Source organism: Paraburkholderia sp., from assembly GCF_035948235.1.
GTDB lineage: Bacteria > Pseudomonadota > Gammaproteobacteria > Burkholderiales > Burkholderiaceae > Paraburkholderia.
The window spans coordinates 1-19,700 of sequence record NZ_DASZJJ010000023.1; the positions used below are offsets into that span (position 1 = coordinate 1).

14 protein-coding genes are annotated in these 19,700 nt (G+C 63.7%); 4 read left to right on the forward strand and 10 right to left on the reverse strand.

Annotation, left to right across the window (positions count from 1 at the left end; genetic code table 11):
* From VG320_RS01410 to VG320_RS01425, 4 genes are all read right to left on the reverse strand, one after another.
* The coding region (locus VG320_RS01410) for a porin (RefSeq protein ID WP_327198398.1) at positions 1-1,000 on the reverse strand (1,000 nt) is incomplete at its 3' end.
* Positions 1,001-1,141: 141 nt separating this feature from the next.
* Positions 1,142-1,957, reverse strand: a complete 816-nt coding sequence (locus VG320_RS01415) for an ABC transporter ATP-binding protein (RefSeq protein WP_327198399.1) — start codon at positions 1,955-1,957, stop codon at positions 1,142-1,144.
* Positions 1,954-2,982, reverse strand: a complete 1,029-nt coding sequence (locus VG320_RS01420; RefSeq protein WP_327198411.1) for an iron ABC transporter permease — start codon at positions 2,980-2,982, stop codon at positions 1,954-1,956. Before VG320_RS01420 ends, VG320_RS01415 begins: the two co-directional genes overlap by 4 nt.
* Positions 2,983-3,071: 89 nt before the next feature.
* A complete protein-coding gene (locus tag VG320_RS01425; RefSeq protein WP_327198400.1) occupies positions 3,072-4,337 on the reverse strand; it encodes an ABC transporter substrate-binding protein in 1,266 nt (421 codons plus the stop codon).
* 168 nt (positions 4,338-4,505) lie between these two features.
* Between VG320_RS01425 and VG320_RS01430 the strand changes: the two genes are divergently transcribed.
* Both VG320_RS01430 and VG320_RS01435 read left to right on the forward strand, forming a co-directional pair.
* Positions 4,506-5,255, forward strand: coding sequence for a response regulator (locus tag VG320_RS01430; RefSeq protein ID WP_327198401.1), 750 nt, complete (start codon positions 4,506-4,508; stop codon positions 5,253-5,255).
* A gap of 2 nt (positions 5,256-5,257) precedes the next feature.
* The gene (locus VG320_RS01435; RefSeq protein ID WP_327198402.1) at positions 5,258-6,715 is read left to right on the forward strand and encodes an ATP-binding protein; all 1,458 of its coding nucleotides are present in this window, start codon (positions 5,258-5,260) and stop codon (positions 6,713-6,715) included.
* A gap of 31 nt (positions 6,716-6,746) precedes the next feature.
* Here the strand turns inward: VG320_RS01435 and VG320_RS01440 are convergent, their stop codons facing one another.
* From VG320_RS01440 to VG320_RS01455, 4 genes are all read right to left on the reverse strand, one after another.
* Positions 6,747-9,137, reverse strand: coding sequence for a TonB-dependent receptor (locus VG320_RS01440; RefSeq protein ID WP_327198403.1), 2,391 nt, complete (start codon positions 9,135-9,137; stop codon positions 6,747-6,749).
* A 340-nt stretch (positions 9,138-9,477) separates the two neighbouring features.
* Positions 9,478-12,438 (reverse strand): ATP-binding protein, encoded by a 2,961-nt coding sequence (locus tag VG320_RS01445; RefSeq protein WP_327198404.1) that lies wholly within the window; start codon positions 12,436-12,438, stop codon positions 9,478-9,480.
* Positions 12,439-12,669: 231 nt separating this feature from the next.
* Positions 12,670-13,995 (reverse strand): FAD-binding oxidoreductase, encoded by a 1,326-nt coding sequence (locus tag VG320_RS01450; protein WP_327198405.1) that lies wholly within the window; start codon positions 13,993-13,995, stop codon positions 12,670-12,672.
* A 90-nt stretch (positions 13,996-14,085) separates the two neighbouring features.
* Entirely contained in the window at positions 14,086-15,618 is a 1,533-nt protein-coding gene (locus VG320_RS01455) for a tetratricopeptide repeat-containing glycosyltransferase family protein (protein WP_327198406.1), read from the reverse strand.
* A gap of 499 nt (positions 15,619-16,117) precedes the next feature.
* Here VG320_RS01455 and VG320_RS01460 point away from each other — a divergent pair, with 499 nt between their 5' ends.
* Positions 16,118-16,420, forward strand: coding sequence for a hypothetical protein (locus tag VG320_RS01460; protein ID WP_327198407.1), 303 nt, complete (start codon positions 16,118-16,120; stop codon positions 16,418-16,420).
* Positions 16,417-18,489, forward strand: coding sequence for a tetratricopeptide repeat protein (locus VG320_RS01465; protein WP_327198408.1), 2,073 nt, complete (start codon positions 16,417-16,419; stop codon positions 18,487-18,489). The genes VG320_RS01460 and VG320_RS01465 overlap by 4 nt, the downstream gene beginning before the upstream one ends.
* A 64-nt stretch (positions 18,490-18,553) precedes the next feature.
* Here the strand turns inward: VG320_RS01465 and VG320_RS01470 are convergent, their stop codons facing one another.
* Both VG320_RS01470 and VG320_RS01475 read right to left on the reverse strand, forming a co-directional pair.
* The gene (locus tag VG320_RS01470) at positions 18,554-19,018 is read right to left on the reverse strand and encodes a glycosyltransferase family 9 protein (RefSeq protein ID WP_327198409.1); all 465 of its coding nucleotides are present in this window, start codon (positions 19,016-19,018) and stop codon (positions 18,554-18,556) included.
* A gap of 119 nt (positions 19,019-19,137) precedes the next feature.
* Positions 19,138-19,350, reverse strand: coding sequence for a tetratricopeptide repeat protein (locus VG320_RS01475; RefSeq protein ID WP_327198410.1), 213 nt, complete (start codon positions 19,348-19,350; stop codon positions 19,138-19,140).
* Positions 19,351-19,700: the final 350 nt, after the last annotated feature.

Consider the following 19,700-nt stretch of genomic DNA (forward strand, 5'->3'; position numbering starts at 1 on the left):
TCGAGAAGAAGTAATCCGCCTCCACCGACACCTCGTGCCAGGTTGGGTGGTGGTCGCCAGTCGAATTCGACAGCGTGCCTTGCGTGAAGGTGTACTCGCCCGTCACGCTGAAGGCCGGAGTGAAGTGATACGCGGCGTTCACCTCGTAGTTCGAGAAGCTCGCGCCCTGGCCGTTCTGCGTGAGGCCCAGGCTGTTCGCGCCGTTGATCGTGTCGAGACCGTCAAGCTGCGTGCGCGTCCACACGAAGCCAAAACGCGCCTTGCCCGCCGTGTAGTTCACGCCTGCGCCATAGATGCGCTGTTGCGAGGCGATAAACGTGCGCTCGGTGAGCGTGATTGCGCCGCTCGTATTGGTAGCGCTGCCGCCGTTGTTCGCCTGCAGATAGCCCGCAGCGAAAACCAGCGGCCCCGTCTCGTACTGACCGCCGAAGCTGTAGACGCGGTTATCGTCGAAACCGCCCGCTTCGTTCGAGAAGCCGTACAGCGTACCGAACTGAAGGCCGTGGTAGTTCGCGCTCGCGTACTTCACCGCGTTATTCACACGGAACGAGTTGTTGAGGTTGTCGTTGTCGTACGGGTGGGCGCTCATGTTGTTGCCGCCCGGATGCACGCCCGTGAAGCTCAGCGGCGCGAGATAGTCCACCACCGAATCGTACTGACGGCCGAGCGTCAGCGAGCCGTACTGATTGTTGGTCAGGCCGACCCAGGACTGGAAGCCGAACAGGCGGCCGCCCTGACGCATCGTGCCGTTCATCACCGAAAACCCGTTTTCCAGCTGGAAGATCGCGGCCGTGCCCCCGCCCAGATCCTCACGGCCCTTGATACCCCAGTGGCTGCCCGTCACGTCGCCGCTGCCGGCCTGATACGACCGCTTGCCGCCGGCATTGCTGTTGAATGAAAGGCCGGCGTCGATGAAGCCGTACAGCGTCACGCTGTTCTGCGCATGCGCGCCGCACGCCCATGCGGCCGCGCACGCGGCTACCAGGAAAGTCTTCTTCATGGTTTCCCTGCTTGATTCTAGTTTCGAGTTGTTTTGGCGTCACGCAGGCGAGCGCGGGCGCACGACGCGCGCGCGAGGCGCGACGTCGTGTTCCCGGCGCTGCCGGTACGTAACGGATTGAACGGGCGTGGCTGGGACGCGCTAGTGGCGGCTGGCTGGGCCCTTCCGATCGGCGAGACCGTCGATCAGAACCTGATGGAAGCCGCGCGAGCATGGCTCGATGCGCGCGCGGACTCCGAATACTTCGGCAAGGCTGGCGGGCGTCACGACTTCGGCGGGAATGCCGAAGTGCGCGATGCGCCCATCGTGCAGCAGCATGGCGCGATCGCACGCGCGCAATGCTGCGTTGATGTCGTGCAGCACCACGACGGTGGCGATGCCGCGCTCGCGCGTCACCTCGCGCAACACCGCCATCACCTGATACTGGTGATTGAGGTCGAGCGCCGAAAGCGGCTCGTCGAGCAGCAGAACCTGCGGCTCGCGCACCAGCGCCTGGGCGATGCCCACGAGCTGACGCTGGCCGCCCGACAATTCATCGAGCGAGCGCCCGGCAAGTGCGCCGATATCGAGACGTTCGAGCGCGTCGTGCGCCGCCGCCAGCACCTGCGCGCTGGTGTGCGAGCGCAACGCCGGATCGCGTCCGGCGCGCGCGGCCACCAGCACCGATTCGAGCACCTGCAGGCGCACGCCTGCGGGCAGCGCCTGCGGCAGATAGACGACGCTATGCGAGCGGGCGCTGGCCACGCCCAACGCGAGCGGCGCGCCGTCGAGCGTGAGCGTGCCCGCACTGGGCTTCGAAAGGCCCGCGAGCGTGCGCAGCAGCGTGGACTTGCCGCTGCCGTTCGGCCCGAGCAACGCGGTGATTTCGCCGCGCGGCAGCGGCCCCGCGCTCAACTCGCGCAGCACGTCGCGGCGGCCGTAGCGCACACCCAGACCGTGGATCGAGAGTCCGGTCATTGCGAGCCCCCCTGCGAGCGCACGACGATCGCCAGAAACAGCGGAATCCCCACCAGCGCGGTGACGATGCCCACCGGAATCAGCACGCCCGGCACGATCAGCTTCGACGCGATCGACGCCAGCGACAGCATCAGCGCGCCCAGCAGCAGGCTGCCAGGCAGATAGAAGCGATGGTCCTCGCCGAACAGCGTGCGCGCGAGATGCGGCGCGATCAGCCCGACAAAGCCGATGGTGCCCACGAACGACACCGCCAGCGCCGAGAGCACCGCCACGCGCAGCAGCGTGGTCAAGCGCAGCCGCTTGATGTCGATGCCAAAGCTGGCCGCGCGGTCTTCGCCAAGGCGCAGCGCCGTGAGCGCCCACGCGTTCTTCATCGACAGCGGCAAGGCGACGGCCAGCGCCGCCGCCAGCACGCCGATCTTGGTCCAGTCGGCGCGAGCGAGCGAGCCGAGCGTCCAGAACACGAGACCCTGCAGCGCGTCGGCGGAGGCGATGAACTGCATCAGCTCGGTGAGCGCGTGGAAGGAGAACACCAGCGCGATGCCCATCAGCACCACGCCCGCCGTGCTCATGCCGCGCCAGCGCGCGACCAGGTCGAGCGTGAGCGCGGAAGCGAACGCAAACACAAACGCATTGGCCGAGACCACCCACGTCTGCGCCACGCCCGGAATCGCCAGATCGAGCACGATCGCCAGCGACGCGCCAAACGCCGCCGCCGCCGATACGCCCAGCGTATAAGGGCTGGCGAGCGGATTGTTCAGGATGGTCTGCATCTCCGCGCCGGACAAACCCAGCGACGCGCCCACCGCCAGCGCCATCACCGCGTACGGCAAGCGGATCTGCCAGACGATCACGACATCGGCGGGATCGGCGTGCGCGCGGTCGAACAGCGTATGCACGAGCGTGGCGAGCGGCAGGCCCGACGGGCCCGAACTCGCGTCGATCAGCAGCGACCCGGCGATCAGCAGCGCCACCAGCACCAGCAGCAGCGCGCGCCGCCGCGTGAGGCGGGTGTAGGCGCGCATCTGCGCCTGCGCCGCTTCAGCGTTGGCCTGCGCGTGCGCGTCGGCCTCGCCTGCGCGCCAGCCGGAGCCGGCCGGCACACGCATGTCGTTCATCGCGCAGCCTCTTTCTGCGCTGCGGCTTGACTCTTCGGCAGCGGCGCATCGACCCATTCGGCGCCGCTATCCGGCACCGCGAGGAAGCGTCGATACAGCTCGTCCTGGGTCGCCTGCACGTTGAGCGACTTGAATTGCTGCGGATAGAACCACTTCGCGAAGGCTTCGATCGCGACGATGTTGTACGGCGAGTCGTAATAGTTGTGCGAGATGCCGTGCACGCGACCGTCGTGAATCGCCTTGATGGTGTCAAAGCCCGGGCGCGCAACCAGTTGCGCCAGGCTCGCCTGCGCGTCGTGCTCGCTCGTGAGCGCGCCCACGCGCAGCGAGGCCAGACCCGGCTTGGTACGGCTGCCCGTGGCGATATACACGTCCGGTTGCGAAGCGATCACCTGCTCCATGCTGATGTCGCCCAGCACGCCCGGCAGCAGACCGGCGGCGATATTGCGCCCGCCCGCCGCATCGACGAACTCGCCGAAGTTGCCCTTGCCCGCCGTGTGGCAACAGCCTGCGTCCCACACGCCCGCGAGCATGTCGACGAACACCTTCGGACGCTGGTTCTCGGGAATCGTCTTGACGACGTTCTCGACCGCCGCGAGATGCTGCTGATAGAACTGGATGTAAGCATCGGCCTGCGCCTCGCGATGCAGCACTTCGCCCAGCAGCTTGATGCTCGGCAGCGTGTTCTGCAGCGGATGGACGCGGAAGTCGATGAACACCACCGTGGTGCCGGTCGCTTCCAGTTGCTTCACCAGCGCGTTATAGCGGCTCGGGCCGTGGCCCGCGACGCTGAAGATCGCGACATCGGGCTTGAGCGCGAGCGCCTTCTCGTCGCTGATGCTGTCTTCCGTGGCCTTGCCGATCAGCGGAATCGTGCGGATCTCGGGGAACTTGCGCGCGTAGGCGTCGTAAGTCTGCGGGTCCATCGTCGGCAGATCGCCCTGCCAGCCGACAATGCGCGCGAGCGGCTTCTGGCCCTCGAGCAGCGCGACGGCGGACAGCAGGCGGCTTTCGCCCAGCAGGATGCGGTGCGGGTTGGCCGGAATCTTCACGGTGCGGCCCGCGAGGTCCGTCACGGTGAGCGGCGCCGCGGGCGAAGTTGTTGCGGCGGCGGCCGACGTGGCAACCGATGTGGCAACATCGGCGGCCGATGCAGCGGCAGGCGCGGCGGCATGAGCGGCCACCGAAGCGGCAGCGGCAAAAACGAAGCCACCCGCGACGGCAGCACGCGTGAGGCGGGAGGAGAAGCGGGCCAGCGGCATGATAGAATTCATAAATGAGAACGATTGCTATTTGCGACCCACACTTTAGCGGCGCGATGTAATGGCAATGTGTTGAGAAGCGGCCCTTTTGTAATGAAATGTGTTGGCCCGGGCCCGGCAGGCGCGATTGCCGCCGTTTTCGCAGTTTCAAGGCAGTACGAACCCACGATGGACCACATTCTCGTCGTCGACGACGACCCCAATATCCGCCAGCTCCTGCGCGACTATCTGCGCGACATGGGCTACGAGGCGAGCGCCGCCAGCAACGGCGCGCAGATGAAGCAGATCCTGCGGCAAACGCGCATCGACCTGATCGTGCTCGACCTGATGCTCGACGGCGAAGACGGCCTCGACCTCACGCGCGATCTGCGCCGCGAGAACGCCGTGCCGATCATCATGCTGTCCGCGCGCGGCGGCCTGCTCGACCGCATCCTGGGTCTGGAAATGGGCGCCGACGACTATCTGCCCAAGCCCTTCGATCCGCGTGAGCTGGTGGCCAAGATCAAGGTGGTGCTGCGGCGTACGCGCGCCGTGCCCGAAGCGGTGGGGGGAGCCGCCGTGCCTAACGCCGCACCGGCACGCCACGCGGACGCCAGCGCCTTCATTACCTTCGCGGGCTGGCGTCTGGACACGCGCATGAAGCAGATGCTCTCGCCCGAAGGCGTGGTGGTGTCGCTTGGCGGCTCGGATTACCGCACGCTGCGTACCCTGCTCGATCACCCGAACCGGCCGCTCACGCGCGAATATCTGCTCGACCAGGTGTTCGACAAGGGGCATACGCCGCTCGACCGCTCCATCGACGTGTGCGTGAGCCGCCTGCGACATCACCTGAAGGATTCGGCGCGCAACGCCGCGCTGATCCGCACCGTGCGCAACGAGGGCTATATGCTCGTCGCCAACGTGGCGTACGAAGCGTGACGATGGCGCGCTTCACGGACCGCTTGCGGCGCTTTGTATGGCCCGACACGCTGTTTGGCCGCCTGGTGCTGGTGCTCGCGGCGGGCATGTTCGCGGGCCAGTTGCTCACCAGCACGATCTGGTTCGACACGCACGACAACCGCACGCTGGAGATTCCCGCGCGCCTGTTCGCCAGCCGTCTGGCCGATACCGTGCGCCTGCTCCAGCACGCGCCCGACGCGGCCACGCGCGACATGATCCTGAATCAATTGAGCGACGCGCGTTATACGCTGCAATGGATTGCGGGCGCGCCGTCCGCGCCGCCTGCCTTGCCCACCTCTGAAGCGCCGCCATCGCTCACGCTGCGCGCCACCAGCGGACTGATTTCCGGCGTGATCCAGAAGCGCCTGGGCGAACCCATCGACGTGCGTCTGATCGAAGCGCAACTGCGCGACGACGACGGGCGCCATCGCGGCATCCTGAGCCTGTTCGATTCGCGCATGCCCACGGGCGATTTTCACGTACTCCTGAACGTTCCGGGCCAGGGCTGGCTGGAAATCCATTCGCTCGAAGGCCAGGCCGGCATGCATTCCGAGCGCGGCGAGCTGGTATTCGACTATTTGCTGCGGATCTATCTGCTGCGCTTTGCCGCCGTGTGCGCGATTGCCTTTGTCGCGGTGCGCTTCGCGCTTGCGCCGCTGCGCCAGTTGACGCGCGCTGCCCAGGCGCTGGGCCGCAATATCCATCGCGCGCCGCTGCCGGAAAGCGGGCCGCTGGAAGTGCGCAGCGCGGCGCAGTCCTTCAATGCGATGCAGCAGCAGTTGATCGATCATTTGACGGAGCGTTCGCGCTTTCTGGCGGCTGTCTCGCACGACCTGCGCTCGCCCCTCACGCGGCTGCGCCTGCGCGCCGAGATGCTGCCCGACCCGACATGGCGCGAGCGTCTGCGTGGCGATCTCGACGACATGGAGGCGATGGTGGGCGCGACGCTCGACGCCGTGCAAGGCGTGGAGATCACCGAGGCGCGCCAGAAAATCGATCTGGATTCGATGCTCGAAGGCCTGGTCGAAGACGCACGTGAAGCAGGCCACGCCGCTAGCGTAACCGGCAGTACGCGCGCGCCGCTCAAAGGCTTCGCGCGCAACCTTAAACGCTGCCTGCAAAACCTCGTGAACAACGCGATCCGTTACGGCGGCGAAGCGCATATCGCCGTACGCGACGATGGCGCCCAGGTGCGCGTATGCGTGAGCGACAACGGCCCCGGCATTGCCGACGCGGCGCTGCTCGAGCGCGTATTCGAGCCGTATTTCCGTATCGCCCCCCATCATGACGAAGCAACGAGCGGCGGCACGGGCCTGGGCCTCACGATTGCGCGCAGCATCGCCGGTGCGCACGGCGGCACGCTCACGCTGCACAATCGCATGGAGGCGGGCCGCATCGCCGGACTCGATGCCGAACTGATCTTGCCGCGCGACGATTGAGCTGTCCGATTTAGCGGGCCGATTATCCGCGTTAAAACACGTAACGCGCGCGCAGATAGTAAAAACCGCCGTCGACGCCAATCGGCGAAGTCGTCGTGTCGTACACCGCACCGGCATATTGCGCCGCGAGCGGCAGCTTGTTGGGATACGCGTTAAACAGATTGCGCGCGCCGACTGCCACGTTGAAATGCTTGGTAACGCTGTAGCGCGCCTCGATATCGGTGGTGTATTCGGCTTTGTTGGTGAACGGAATAAAGACCGTCACCGACCCCGCATTCGGTCCGGTGCGATACGACTCCTGCGCGGACGTGCTGCCGTAGCGCGTTTCGTGCAGCGAAAGGCCCCATTTGCCGTAATTCCACACGCCGCCCAGAATGATTTTGTTCTTCGGCGTGCCCGTCGTCAGATAGGCGATCTGTTGCGCGTTCAGCAGCGGCTTGCCGTTCGCACCTGCCGCCACGCGCGTGAGCGACGTCGTGTTGAAGTTCACGCCCAGATCCCAGTCGATGCTGCCGTACTGGCCCAGGTATGTGCGATAGGTCGCGGCCAGATCGAGACCACGCGTGCGCGTGTTCGCGCCGTTGGTGAAGTAACTCGCCGATATTGCCGAAGCGGGAATGCCCAGCGGCGTCGAAAATCCCGCCAGTCCGATTGCGCCAATCGCCGCCGCGCCCGCCTGCGAACCGCCTTCGACGATGCGATCGCGAATATCGATCTGATACGCGTCGATCGTCACATTGAGGTCGCGTGCGGGCGTCAGTACGAGGCCGACGTTATAGCTCGTCGATTTTTCCGGTTTGAGCGGCTGTGCGCCCAGCGCGCGCGCCGCCGCCGAATTCGCCGCCAGCAAGGCGAAGGCGGACGTGGGCGTCGGGCTGATCGTCGTGTAGTATTCCTGAGCAAGTGATGGCGCGCGAAAACCGGTACTGACGCTGCCGCGCAAGGCGATCCACGGCGTGAAATCGTAGCGCGTGGCGATCTTGCCGTTGGTCGTGTCGCCCACGTCGCTGTAGTGCTCGAAACGGCCCGCCAGATCGATGCGCCATTTACGCGTGATATTCGTCGACAGGTCGATATAGGTGGCCAGCACATTGCGCGTGTTGTTGCTTTCGCTAGCGGGTGGCAAGCCAACCAGCGCGGGCGTGCCGCCGTAAAGATACGAATACGGCTCGCCCGCGCCCACGGAATAGCCCTCGATGCGCTGCTCCACGCCAAACGACACGTTCAGCGGCGCAGGCAGAAAGCCCAGATTGAACGGCCGCGTGAGGTCGAGGTTATTGGTCCATTGCGTGTCCGACTGGCGGCCGATATAGAACTTCGTGGGCGTTTGCCCCGTGGCCTGATAAAGCCCGATATTCGCCGACGACGACTGGCTGAAATTGGCGTTATCGCCGCCATAGGTCGAACTCAAATCCCATTTCCAACCCAGCAGATTGTCGCCTTTCGCGCCAAACGTGACAGAGAAGTCGTTTTCGCTAAGCAGATCCTGCGGCACGAAACCGTTCGGATAGACCGCAGGCAGCACGCTCGCGCCGCGCACGGTCTGATAGCTTGCCGCATCGCGATGCGCGTAAGTGCCGAAGCCGTACAACTGCACGCTATCGCTCAGGAAATAGCCCGCGTTGAAGCCCACCACCTGACGCGTGCTGGCCGGGTCGCCAATATATTTGTTGCTGGCCTCGCCCGCGAGCGCGCCCGTGTGGGCGTATTGCTCCGTGCGGTTGGTGTGATTCTCGCGCGAGACTTCGGCGCTCAGATTGAGGAAACCGCCCGGCCCCAGCGCGAAACCGTAATTCGCCGAAGTGCTCTGGCGCAGCCCGTCGCCCTGGTAGGTCTGCCCCGTTAGGCTTTCGATGTAGCCGCCCTTCGTATCCGACTTCAAAATGATGTTGATGACCCCGGCGATAGCGTCGGAGCCGTATTGCGCCGCCGCGCCGTCGCGCAGGATTTCCACATGATCGACGGCGCTCACCGGAATCAGGTCGATGTCCACGCCCGTCGAGCCCTGCTGCGGGCCGGGGTTGAGCGAGATCGTCGCGGTCGAATGACGGCGCTTGCCGTTGACGAGCACCAGCACCTGGTCGGGCGTGAGGCCATGCAGCGTGAGCGTATCGACGAGCGCCGCCTGCGCGCCGCCCATCGCCTGGCGCTGGATCGCAGGCGACAGCGACACCAGCGCGTCGCGCAGATCGGCCTGCCCTGTGCTCTGCAATTGCGCGGAAGTGATCACGTCCACAGGCGTGAGACTGCGCGTGGCCTTCGTGGCCGTGCGCGTGCCCGTCACCACCACACGATCCTGCACCTGCACGTCCTGCTTCGACGACGTTCCATCCGTCTGCGCGGAGGAACTGGTGTTTCCGGTGCTAACGTTTTGCGCCTGCGCGGCGCTTGCCCATGCGACTGCGGCGACGGCTATCGACATCGCCCGATACGGTGTTCTCATTGATGCCCCGACCCGAAGATTAGAAAGAGATGCTTCGCTTTTCTGGAATAGCGGGCCATCTTGTCCGGGCAGGGGGCGGCGCTTCAACTAATTAATTCTGCGAAATTCATGAGGAAAGAATGGGAAAGCGTCGATGCGGATTGTGTAAAGCTGCGATAGCAGGACCGATCCAGCGCAGGGGCATTCGATCCGTCCGCTATGCTGGCGACCAGCGACGTCATACTGGCTGGATCGCTGCGCAATACCGCAATGGATACGCGCGTTTAAAGCCAGGTTTAAAGCGGCGCTTTAAATCTGGCTTGCTGGTTTGACGAGTTATTTACGTGAATTCACGCACCGCTGCCCCGCCGCGCGTTTTGATCGACGCCAGCAGGCTCGCCAGGCGCTGCGCCTCGGGCACGTTCGTGTGTTCGGCAAATGAAACGAATGGCGCCAGCAAGCCAGCGGCGTCCTTCAACGCGCCATCCTGGATGAGCGACGCTGCCAGATCTAGCGCCGCGCGCAAGGCCAGCAGCCGCGCCCCCTGTTCGTGCGCGAGGTCCATGGCTTCGCTCAAGGTTCGCCGTCCCGCTGCGACGTGGCGCGCGACGTCCGCCCTGGCCATTGTTGCAGACCGTTGCGCGCGCATCAATTCCACCACGCCGCGCACGCGCAGCAACTCCGCGGCGAAGCCGCTATCGCCGTGTATTTCGCCGTGCCGCCGCGCGGCTTCAAGCAGCGCGAGCGCATCGTCGATACGGCCCGCGTTGGCCATGGCCTGCGCGCAGATTGCCTCGAGCGGCGCGACCAGGCGCCTGAAGTCGCGCGAAGCCAGTTGCGCGAGCCCCGCTTCGAGTTGTGCCAGACCTTTTTCTGCGTGCCCGGTCTGCAGATCGAGTTGCCCCGCGAGACAGGCGCCGTATGCCTGCCAGCCGTCGAAGCGATGTAGCGCCGCCTGCGAGCGCAGCAGCGCCAGATGGCGCTTCGCTTGCGCCAGATCGCCACACGCGAGTTGCAGCGGCACGACCACCACGGCCAGCAGATGGCAAAGCGTCGGCTCCAGCATGTCGGCGCGTACGTGACCCAGCGCGCGCTGGGTCAGTTGCAGCGCCAACGCCGGATCGCCTTCGAGCCACGCAATGCGTGCGAGCGTGCCCGCGCCGAAAATACGCGGATCGACGGAAAGATCGCTGTCGACACGCTGCGGCGCGCCGTTGGCGTGCAACACATCGAGCGCGCCCAGCGTACGTTCGAGCCGCTCGCGCGCCTGCCCATGCTCGCCGAAACAATGCAGCGACGCCGCCAGCATCGCGCTCGCGCAGAGCTTCTGCCAGGGCGTGCCTGCGCGAGCCGCGCACACTTCCAGGCGGGTGGCGAAGCGCAGCGACGCGTGAATTTCGCCCGCACTCATTGCCGCGTTCCAGAGACCCCAGAGTGCGCGCGCGGCGAAAGCGTCGTCGCCGCACGACTGGGCGCACTTGAGCACTTCGCGCCAGTGCCGCGCGGCGTCGGCGGCCGCGCCGCCCGTCAACAGTACGGTGGCGGCAAAGGCGGCGCGCACGCGCATCGCGCAGAGGGCATCGACGGTCCCCGCACTATCGGCTGCATCGGCGGGCAAGCGCTCGAGCGCGTCGAGCGCACGCGCCGCGCGTTCGTGGCACTCGTGCACGAGCCCGGCGTCGAGCAGGGTGCCCACGAGCGAGCCCGCCAGCGCCACGCCCAGTACGGCGTCGCCTTCGGGCGAGAAAGCCCAGTCCCAGGCACGGCGCGCGTCGTCGAGCGAAGGCCGCGCGCGGGCGAGCGTGCGCGACGGTGCGAGCACGGCGCGGTCCTCGATATGCGGCTGCAGATAGCGCAGATGACGCTCGCCCACGCGCCGCAGCGCGCCTTCTTCGCGCAGCTTGCCCATGGCGTAGGCGCGCGTGGATTCGGTCAGGCGGTACAGCGCGATGGCACCGCGAAACTCCACCGCGAGCAGCGACTTGGCAATCAGCTCGCCAAGCGTTGCAATCACCGCCGAGACGGGATCGTCAGGTTCAGCGGCGACCGCGCAGACCGCCTCGAACGTGAACGTGCCCGCAAAGAACGCGAGATTGCGCAGTAACGCCTGCGCGTTCGCGTCGAGCAGCGCGTAGCTCCAGTCGAAGGTCGCGCGCAGCGTCTGCTGGCGCGGCGATGCATCGCGCGGGCCGCCGCTCAGCAGGTCGAGCCGGTCGTCCAGACTGTCGCGCAAACGCGCGGCAACGCCCTCGATGCCAAGCGTCGCCACGCGCGCGGCCGCCAGCTCGATGGCGAGCGGCAAACCGTCCAGGCGGCGGCAGATATCGGCAACGAGACGGATGCTGGCCACGTCGTTGCCGCAGGCGGGCGCGTGGCCGCGCGCGCGTTGCAGGAACAGGGCGACTGCGCCGTGCGCGAGCATCGTGTCCGTGGTAGCGCCTTCGGGCGGCACGGCGAGCGGCTCGACGCGCAGGAGGGTTTCGGCGCGGATCGCCAGCGGTTCGCGGCTCGTCACCAGCACGCGCAGCGCGCCGCCGGCCACCAGCCTTTCGACCAGCGCGGCGACGATATCGATGACATGCTCGGCGTTATCGAGGACGACCAGCGCGCCCTGCGGCGGCAGCGCCGTGCGGATCGCAGCCAGCAGACGCGCCTCGCCGCCCAGGGCGTCCGGGCCGATCTGCCAGGCAAGCGCCAGCGCCGCGAGCACCGCCTCGCGCGTTTGCGCCGACGCCAGCTCGACAAAGCGCACGGCACGCGCGCCGGATTCGCGCGCCGCATGCGCCACGCGCACCGCGAGCGCGGTCTTGCCGACGCCGCCCGCGCCCGCCAGCGTGAGCACAGGCGCTTGTTCGAGCTGGATGAGGATGCGCGCGACTTCGTCGTCGCGGCCGACTAGCGGCGTGGTACACGCGGGGAGATCGATGCCGATGCGAGGTTCGAGCGGCTCAAGCGGTTCAAGCGGCTCATCGATCGGCGCGCCGACGGGCGCATTGATGGCGGCCTGGTCCTGCGAGCGTTCGACGAGCAGATAGCCGCGCCCCGTGACCGTCTTGATGAGCTCGCGATCGTCGCCTAGCGCCTTGCGCAGCGCGGCGATATGTACCTGCAGGCGGTTCTCCTCGACGATCTGCCGTGGCCACACCGCATCGATGATGTCGTCCTTGCTGACGATCGCGCCATTGGCGCGATACAGCACGTCGAGGATATCGAAGGCACGCGAACTGACGCGCAACGTGCGGCCCTCGCGGCGCATTTCGCGTTGCTCGAAATTGACCCGCAAGGCGCCGATCTTGACCACTGCCCTCTCCAGGAACCGCCAGGGATGCAACGCGTGCGGAACATCACGCGCCGAATAAGGCGAAGCAAGCCTCGCCGCGATGGATGCAGCGAGCGGATTGTAAGCGTTCAGTCAACTTGCGTCTTGAACGAAAATGCTCCGGATTGCCGATTCGAGTGTTATGTCTATTACGTCTATTACGCCTACTACGCCTATGCGCTCGGCCCAGCGCGCAATGCGGGCCGCAAGCGGCTATACCTCGAGTCTGCCCGAGGCGCGCTCGCGCCGCAGCGTCCAGTACACACCCAGGTCGCGCAGCGGGCGCGGCGGGATATAGCTGGCCGTGCCCTGAATGAGGAAATCGTCGGCCAGTTCGCTGTGCTCGCCGAGCGCGTGTTCGGCGATCAACCGGCCCGCCGCCGTGTGGCGCACGATCCCCGAGCCGTTGCAGCAGGCCGCCGCATACACATGCTCGCCGACCTTGCCGAACGCGGGCGCGTGGTTGTGCGAAATGCCGAGCCAGCCCATCCAGAAGTGCTCGATTTCCAGCTCGCCCAGATGGCCGAAGCGGCCCGCCAGCAATTGCGCGTGCTGGGCGCGCGCGACGCTGCGCCGCGCTTCATCGGTGCGCAGCGAGGGCGAGTATTCGAAGCCCTGGCGGATCAGCAGGCGCTTGTCGGGCGTGAGGCGCAACGTCGAACCCGCCACGCCGTGCGCAGGCGTGATGCCCCAGCTCGCATCGGCACCGAGCTTTGCCTGCTGCGCGGGCGTAAGCGGCTTCGTGAGGCTCGCGAACAGCAGCATCGGAATCTGGCGGCTTTTAAACACGCCGAACGACTGCGCAAACGGATTGACCGCAAGGATCAGCTTGCCGAAGCGGATACGGCCGCGCTCCGTGCGCACGTACGGGGCTGCGCCGCCGGATTCGATCTCGATGACGGCCGAATGCTCGAAGCGCGACACCGTGGGCGGCAGGCTGTCGGCAAGACCGCGCACGAGCGCGGCGGGATTCATCAGGCAGGTACCGGGCGTGTAGATCGCCGAGTGGTAGTAAGGCGTGCCCAGACGCTGCGCGAGCGCATCGCGCGTGAGCGCCTCAAAGGGCTCGCCCCAGGCGTCCAGATTGGCGGCGTAGCTGCCGAGCGCGCTTGCAGCCACGCCCGAAGTGACCGCCGCGTGATAGCGGCCACGACGCTCGCAGCCGCAATTGATGCCGTGCGTGCTGATCTGCTTCTCCAGATCGGCCATCACGAAGCGGTTCACGCGGGTCGCGCGGCGGCCCTGCTCCACCGACGACGCCGAATCGCCGGGCACGTGCGGCAGGTCGATCGCGAAGCCGGAGTTGCGGCCCGAGGCGTTCTCGCCCACCGCGCCGCTGTCGAGCAGAGCGATGGAGTCGCGCGGGCGCAGTTCGGACAGTCGCCGTGCTGCGGCGATGCCCGCGTAACCGGAACCGACGATCACCCAGTCGAAAGTGTGTTCGCCTTCCAGTGGCGGGCGCGGCGTGCGTTGGGGCAGTAAGGCGCTCCAGCCGTTGGTGCGGTCGTCGGCGGGCAGGCGCTTGATGAGGCGAGGCATGAAATTCGGGTCGGACGGGTTGAGAGCGGCAAGCCCGAACTATACAGCAACAATAATTATTTATTGTTTTTAAGCCCATGAAGGGGCTGGCTAGCGTGCACCGGGCGCGTATTCGCCTTGCAGCGTGCTTAACACACGTTGCAGTACCTCTGGCCAGTCACCGCGCTCGCGCTGGGTGAAGATCCGCATGCCCGGATACCAGGGACTGCCATCACGTTCGCGCAGCCATCGCCAGCAACCTGCGAAACGATTCAGCAGCCAGACCGGCTTACCCATTGCCGCCGCCAGATGCGCCACCGATGTATCGACCGAGATCACCAGATCCAGTGTGTCGACCAGAGCAGCCGTATCGGCAAAATCCTCAACTTCATCCATCCAGTCGATCACCTTCAGACGCTGCGGATCGGGCAACTGCTTGTCTTCGCTTTCGGCTTTTTGCAGGCTGAACCAATGGGCGTGGGGCCACTCGAGCAAGGACGCCAGCGCCTCGACCGGCACGCTGCGCCGCCGGTCGACGACCGTACCGGAATGCCCTCCGGCCCACACCACTCCGATGCGCGGCAACTTGCCTGACTGCAGCGTGGCGATTCGCGTTTCCCACTGCCGCGACGCGTGGGAATTGGCATAGAGGTAAGGCAGCGTCGCGGGAATGCTGTCGAGCTGGGTATCGAAAGCCATTGGCAGCGATAGCAGCGGACAGTACCAGTCCCACTGCTGCACATCGGCTGGCATCTCGTGCAGCAAGGTCAGATTTGGGTTGCGTGAGCAGAGTGAGTCGGTCAGCAACCGTCGCAGCGGCGGCGGACAGACAAACCCGACCTCGGCGAAGCGCGATGCCGCGATCAAAAGGTAGCGGCAGAACTGCAGCGTGTCGCCAAGTCCCTGCTCGTTCAACACCAGCAGGCGGTCGCCAGCTGCCGGCGCTTGCCCGAGCCAGCGGCCGATTGGCAAGTCCGGCGGCTCGATGCCGATCGCACCATCACCGGCGTCATAAACCGCCCATCGATGTTCGTAATATCGCCACCCCTCGGAAAAGCAGCCAGCGGCAAGCAGGCTGTGTCCCAGATTGCTGTGCGCCGCGAAATTGCCCGGATTCAACGTAATCGCCTCACGAAGTTCGTCGATTGCGCCGTTCAGGTCGCCAAACGCGTTAAGACATGTGCTCAGGTTGTTTCGCGCTTCCGAATGCAACGGATTAAGCGACAGCGCAAGCCGATAGACCGCGACGGCTTCCTGCAATCGGTCATCCGCCTGCAGCGCAATGCCGAGGTTGTACAGCAGTGTCGCGGTGTCCGCTGGCGAGCACTCCCCGTGCATCGCCAGGCCGGCGCGCGCACTGGCGGCTGCGCGCGCAAAAGCGCTCATGCGCGTCTGCGCGACGCAAAGACTGTTGTAGTAGATGGGGTGCGGCTTGACATTAACGGCTTGCATGAACCAATTCTCGGCCTGCGCGATGTCATGCTGGGCCAGCGCAATCAGTCCGCACAGATGAAGGGCGTCGCAATTGCGAAGATCGTGTTGCAGGACGCGCTCAATGAACGCAAGCGCGGCTTCGGGTTGGCCCGATTGATAGGCCTGAAGCGATTGCTCGTAGTAGAGCTGAATGTTGTCGGGATTTGGCATCGTTACATTTCTTGATCATTTCGGAAAGCTGATCTGTCAACGTCGAGAACAACTCGAGACTCATCCATCGACAACCCACTCGCGTGGCCATTCGCGATATGCATTGGCGTGGGGTTTCGCCAATAAAGCGGGCTGTTTACGCAATGTCGGTGGCGCAGCCTCACCAATCCAGTCGCCCACGAATTAGAACAATTGACGCGCAATTGTCAGTGCGTCTCAATATTGTCAGCATCCTTTCTCGCCCCCCGCTTCGGGACGGAATATAAGTCGGAATTTGCTTATGCGCCTTTGGCCAGCATTGGGGTAGCATCGCCCGACCCTGTCTTGAACTCATCGCCGGTAATGATGGCTCACCCATTGCGCGCCGGCGATTTTCAACTATGTCCGATCCTGCCAATCAAGCATCACCTGCGCCGCTCCGAATACAGCATGCGGTGGATGCATGGAAGTCCGGCGCGCATGACAAAGCGCTCAAGCACTGCACGCACATCCTCGCTGGATGGGCGTGCCGGTTCTCGCACGCGCAGGACGAGCAGTGGCGGGTCGTGGAGGGGTCAGCCTGCTTTCCAATCTCGGCTTGACGGAGCTGATCGCTCATAGCGATGAGGACTATGTACGTATCGTGACGACGCTGGCTCGCGATCTCCCGCGTCTTGCCGCGCTACGTGCCAGCCTGCGCGGGCGCATGGGGGCTTCCGCGCTTATGAATGGCGAGCAGTTCGGGCGGCATATGGGGGACGCCTATCGGCAGATGTGGCGTGTTGATTCGATTGCGCACCACAATTACAAAAAAAACCTATGAACGATCATTCGGATATTTTAGTTTCCCCGATTTCCTCCATCCGGGATGGAAATTATCAGAAAGCACTCGAACAAATACAGTCACTACTCGAAATCAATCCAGCCGACACGAGACTGCTGGTTTTGATGGGAGCCTGCTACTCCAACCTGGGAGAAAAACCAGGCGCCAACGCCTGTTGGGAGTGGGCCATCTCCATGGAAGCAGGCCGCGCCGAGGCGTACAACAAACTGGGCATCGTGCTTCGCGAGTTAGGTCTTGGCCCCGACGCCGAAGCACAGTTTGTCCGGTCGTTGCAAATCGACCCGGATCTGGCCGGGGCCAACTACAACTTGGGAAACATGCTCCGTGATCGCGGTCAATTTCTTGAGGCCGAGCTTGCATATCGGCGCGCACTGGCCAAATCGCCGACCTTGGAGAACGTGAGCCATAACCTCGGCAATGTTCTGTTTCAACTCGGCAAACTCTCCGACGCGGCAATCGCATACCAAAACGCATTGGCGATAAAACCGAATCGGGATACTGCCCACAACCTGGGAACCGTTTTATTTGAATTGGGCCACCTATCACGATCAGAGGAAGCGTTTCGCTACGCCCTGGCGATCGACCAGAATTCTGCAATTACATATATCGATTTCGCTCGCGTGCTCTATCGAGCCTCCCGTTACGACGAGGCTGAAGCGACAGTACGCCGGGCGATCGAATTGAATCCCCTTCTAGCAGAAGCCTACCTGGTTCTAGGAACCATATTGGATGCGAAGAATTCAGGGAACATCGACTTGTCCCTCGACGCCTATCGGCAAGCAATCGAACTCGATCCGGATTGCATGGAAGCGCATTCGAATCTCATCTATGCGCTTATGTTCAGGGATGAAGATGAACTTGGCGTTCTTGCTCAAGGCCGAGCATTTTTAAAGCAATTCGAGGCTCCCTATATAGAGCACCATAGAACATACAAAAATGAGCGATCTTTGACGCGACGTTTGAGGATCGGCTATGTATCTCCGGATTTCCGGGACCATTGCCAGTCGAATTTCATGACTCCGCTTCTGGAAAATCACGACAGGCGAGCAGTTGAAATTTATTGTTATTCGAGCGTTCAGAGACCAGACGCATTTACAGACCGACTATCTGGACTGGCAGACGTGTGGCGCGACGTTCGTCGACTTGACGACCACGACCTCGCCGCAGTGGTAGAGAATGACCGAATCGATATTTTGGTCGACCTTACGATGCACATGGCGGGAGGGCGGCCACTCCTCTTTGCCCGTCGCCCAGCGCCCGTTCAGGTAGCGTGGCTTGCCTACCCGGGCACATCCGCGATGGCCACCATAGATTACCGACTGACCGACCCCTTACTGGATTCTCGCAACGCCTCAGGAACTCACGGCGATTCTACCGAGCAACTCATCTGGTTGCCGGACACATTCTGGTGTTTCGATCCAATGATGAACGAAATGTTTCCAGGGCCGTTGCCGGCGGACAGGAACCGTCACATTACATTCGGATGCCTGAACAGCCCACGCAAGATGACAATTCGAACGATGCAATTGTGGGCCAGGATATTAAACCAGATTGCTGGATCGAGGATGATTCTGCTGGTCGCGAACGGCGACGCTCGCAAGCAGGTCAGCTCAATTTTTGAGGAACTTGGTGTGGATCCGGCGAGACTTGTTTTCTTTGATTACCAGTCACGCGAAAAATACTTTGCGACGTATCAGGAGATCGATATTTCTCTCGATACGTTCCCATACAACGGTCACACTACCAGCCTGGATAGTTTCTGGATGGGGGCGCCTGTCATCACCCAAATCGGGACAGCCCCTGCCGGTCGGGCGGGCCTTTCGATTCTCTCGAACCTGCGGCTTTCAGAGCTTGCCGCACGGTCCGACGAGGAATTCGTGGACATTGCATGCCGATTGGCAAGCGACAGAACACGCCTTCGAAATCTGCGCGCCGATCTGCGTCAGCGAATGGAGCGATCGCCTTTGATGGATTACAAGCGGTTCGCTCAAGGAATGGAAACGGCATACCGGCAAATGTGGAAAAATTGGTGCGCTTCGACCGCTTGATGAGCGGTCGCGCACGTGCACTTGATGCGCCGCCTATGCCGGGCGGCGCGAAGGTCATGCCAATTCAGCGATTCAAAGCGTCCAGCGTCGCCGCGCCAACCTGATAGCGCCTTTCCAGTTCGCCCCGAACCCGCGTCAGCACCTCATCCCAGTTGCCAAGTTCGCGCTGGGTGAATAGCAGCAAACCGCGATACCACGGGCTGTCATCACGGTCACGCAGCCAGCGCCAGCAACCCGCGAAGCGATTCAACAGCCAGACCGGTTGGCCCATCGCCGCAGCCAGATGGGCCACGGAAGTGTCGACCGAAACGACCAGATACAGTCCACCGATCAAGGCCGCCGTATCGGCAAAGTCCTGGATCTCTTCCATCCAGTCGACGACCGAAGCCCGGTAGCCGGACGGAAGCTGTTTGGCCGGATCATCAGCTTTCTGCAGGCTGATCCAGTGTGCCCCCCCACGACAACAGTGACGCAATTTTCTCGGGCACGATACTGCGTCGCGAATCAGCAGCCGTACCTGTATGCCCACCCGCCCATACCAGTCCAATTTTCGACAAGACCTTATTACCCAATTGGGCCAGCCTTTCGGCCCAGTGTCTGGCGCGCTGCGGGTCGGCATAAAGGTAAGGTACAGGCGCCGGAATATTGTCAAAGCACGGCGCGCGTCAGCCAAGTTTGTGCTTCAGTCAACTCACCGAGCTTGAGGGCGATGAGGCCACGCAAATGCTGCGCGTCACTGTCTCGCGGATCTGCGTTGATGGCCTTTTCGACAAAGACCAGAGCAACATCCCATTGACCTGCGTTATAAGCCTGATTTGCGGTCTCGACATGAGATGCAGCGTGGTTGACTTCTCTTGACATCCTATCCCTTTGAGTTTCAGGCGACTTCACAGCGACCTGGCATCACAACGGTCACGCAATCGCTCCTTTAAGGGCTGGTCTATTATTTTTTTGCAGAATCGTTCATTTTTTATCAGAGGGAGCCGTGCTCCCTCTGATGAGGCTAACTTTAAAAGTTGAACTTAGCCACTAACACTGCTTCGTTATGCTTAGTGATTCGCGGACGCAAGCAGGTACGGCTCTGTCGGCGCCTGGGCCAGCAGCGTCGACGAGCCGTTTGAGCTGCCATTCGAATAGGAAGCCATCGAGGCCACGAGTTGTTGCGCCTGACTCGAACCCAACCCCGTGTCTTTGAGGGTGGTCCAGGTCGC

Coding starts and splice junctions, on each gene's coding strand:
- VG320_RS01455 (WP_327198406.1), bottom strand. CDS start 15,618: ATGCCAAATCCCGACAACATTCAGCTCTACTACGAGCAATCGCTTCAG.
- VG320_RS01475 (WP_327198410.1), bottom strand. CDS start 19,350: ATGTCAAGAGAAGTCAACCACGCTGCATCTCATGTCGAGACCGCAAAT.
- VG320_RS01440 (WP_327198403.1), bottom strand. CDS start 9,137: ATGTCGATAGCCGTCGCCGCAGTCGCATGGGCAAGCGCCGCGCAGGCG.
- VG320_RS01435 (WP_327198402.1), top strand. CDS start 5,258: ATGGCGCGCTTCACGGACCGCTTGCGGCGCTTTGTATGGCCCGACACG.
- VG320_RS01450 (WP_327198405.1), bottom strand. CDS start 13,995: ATGCCTCGCCTCATCAAGCGCCTGCCCGCCGACGACCGCACCAACGGC.
- VG320_RS01420 (WP_327198411.1), bottom strand. CDS start 2,982: ATGCGCGCCTACACCCGCCTCACGCGGCGGCGCGCGCTGCTGCTGGTG.
- VG320_RS01425 (WP_327198400.1), bottom strand. CDS start 4,337: ATGCCGCTGGCCCGCTTCTCCTCCCGCCTCACGCGTGCTGCCGTCGCG.
- VG320_RS01460 (WP_327198407.1), top strand. CDS start 16,118: ATGGGCGTGCCGGTTCTCGCACGCGCAGGACGAGCAGTGGCGGGTCGT.
- VG320_RS01415 (WP_327198399.1), bottom strand. CDS start 1,957: ATGACCGGACTCTCGATCCACGGTCTGGGTGTGCGCTACGGCCGCCGC.
- VG320_RS01430 (WP_327198401.1), top strand. CDS start 4,506: ATGGACCACATTCTCGTCGTCGACGACGACCCCAATATCCGCCAGCTC.
- VG320_RS01465 (WP_327198408.1), top strand. CDS start 16,417: ATGAACGATCATTCGGATATTTTAGTTTCCCCGATTTCCTCCATCCGG.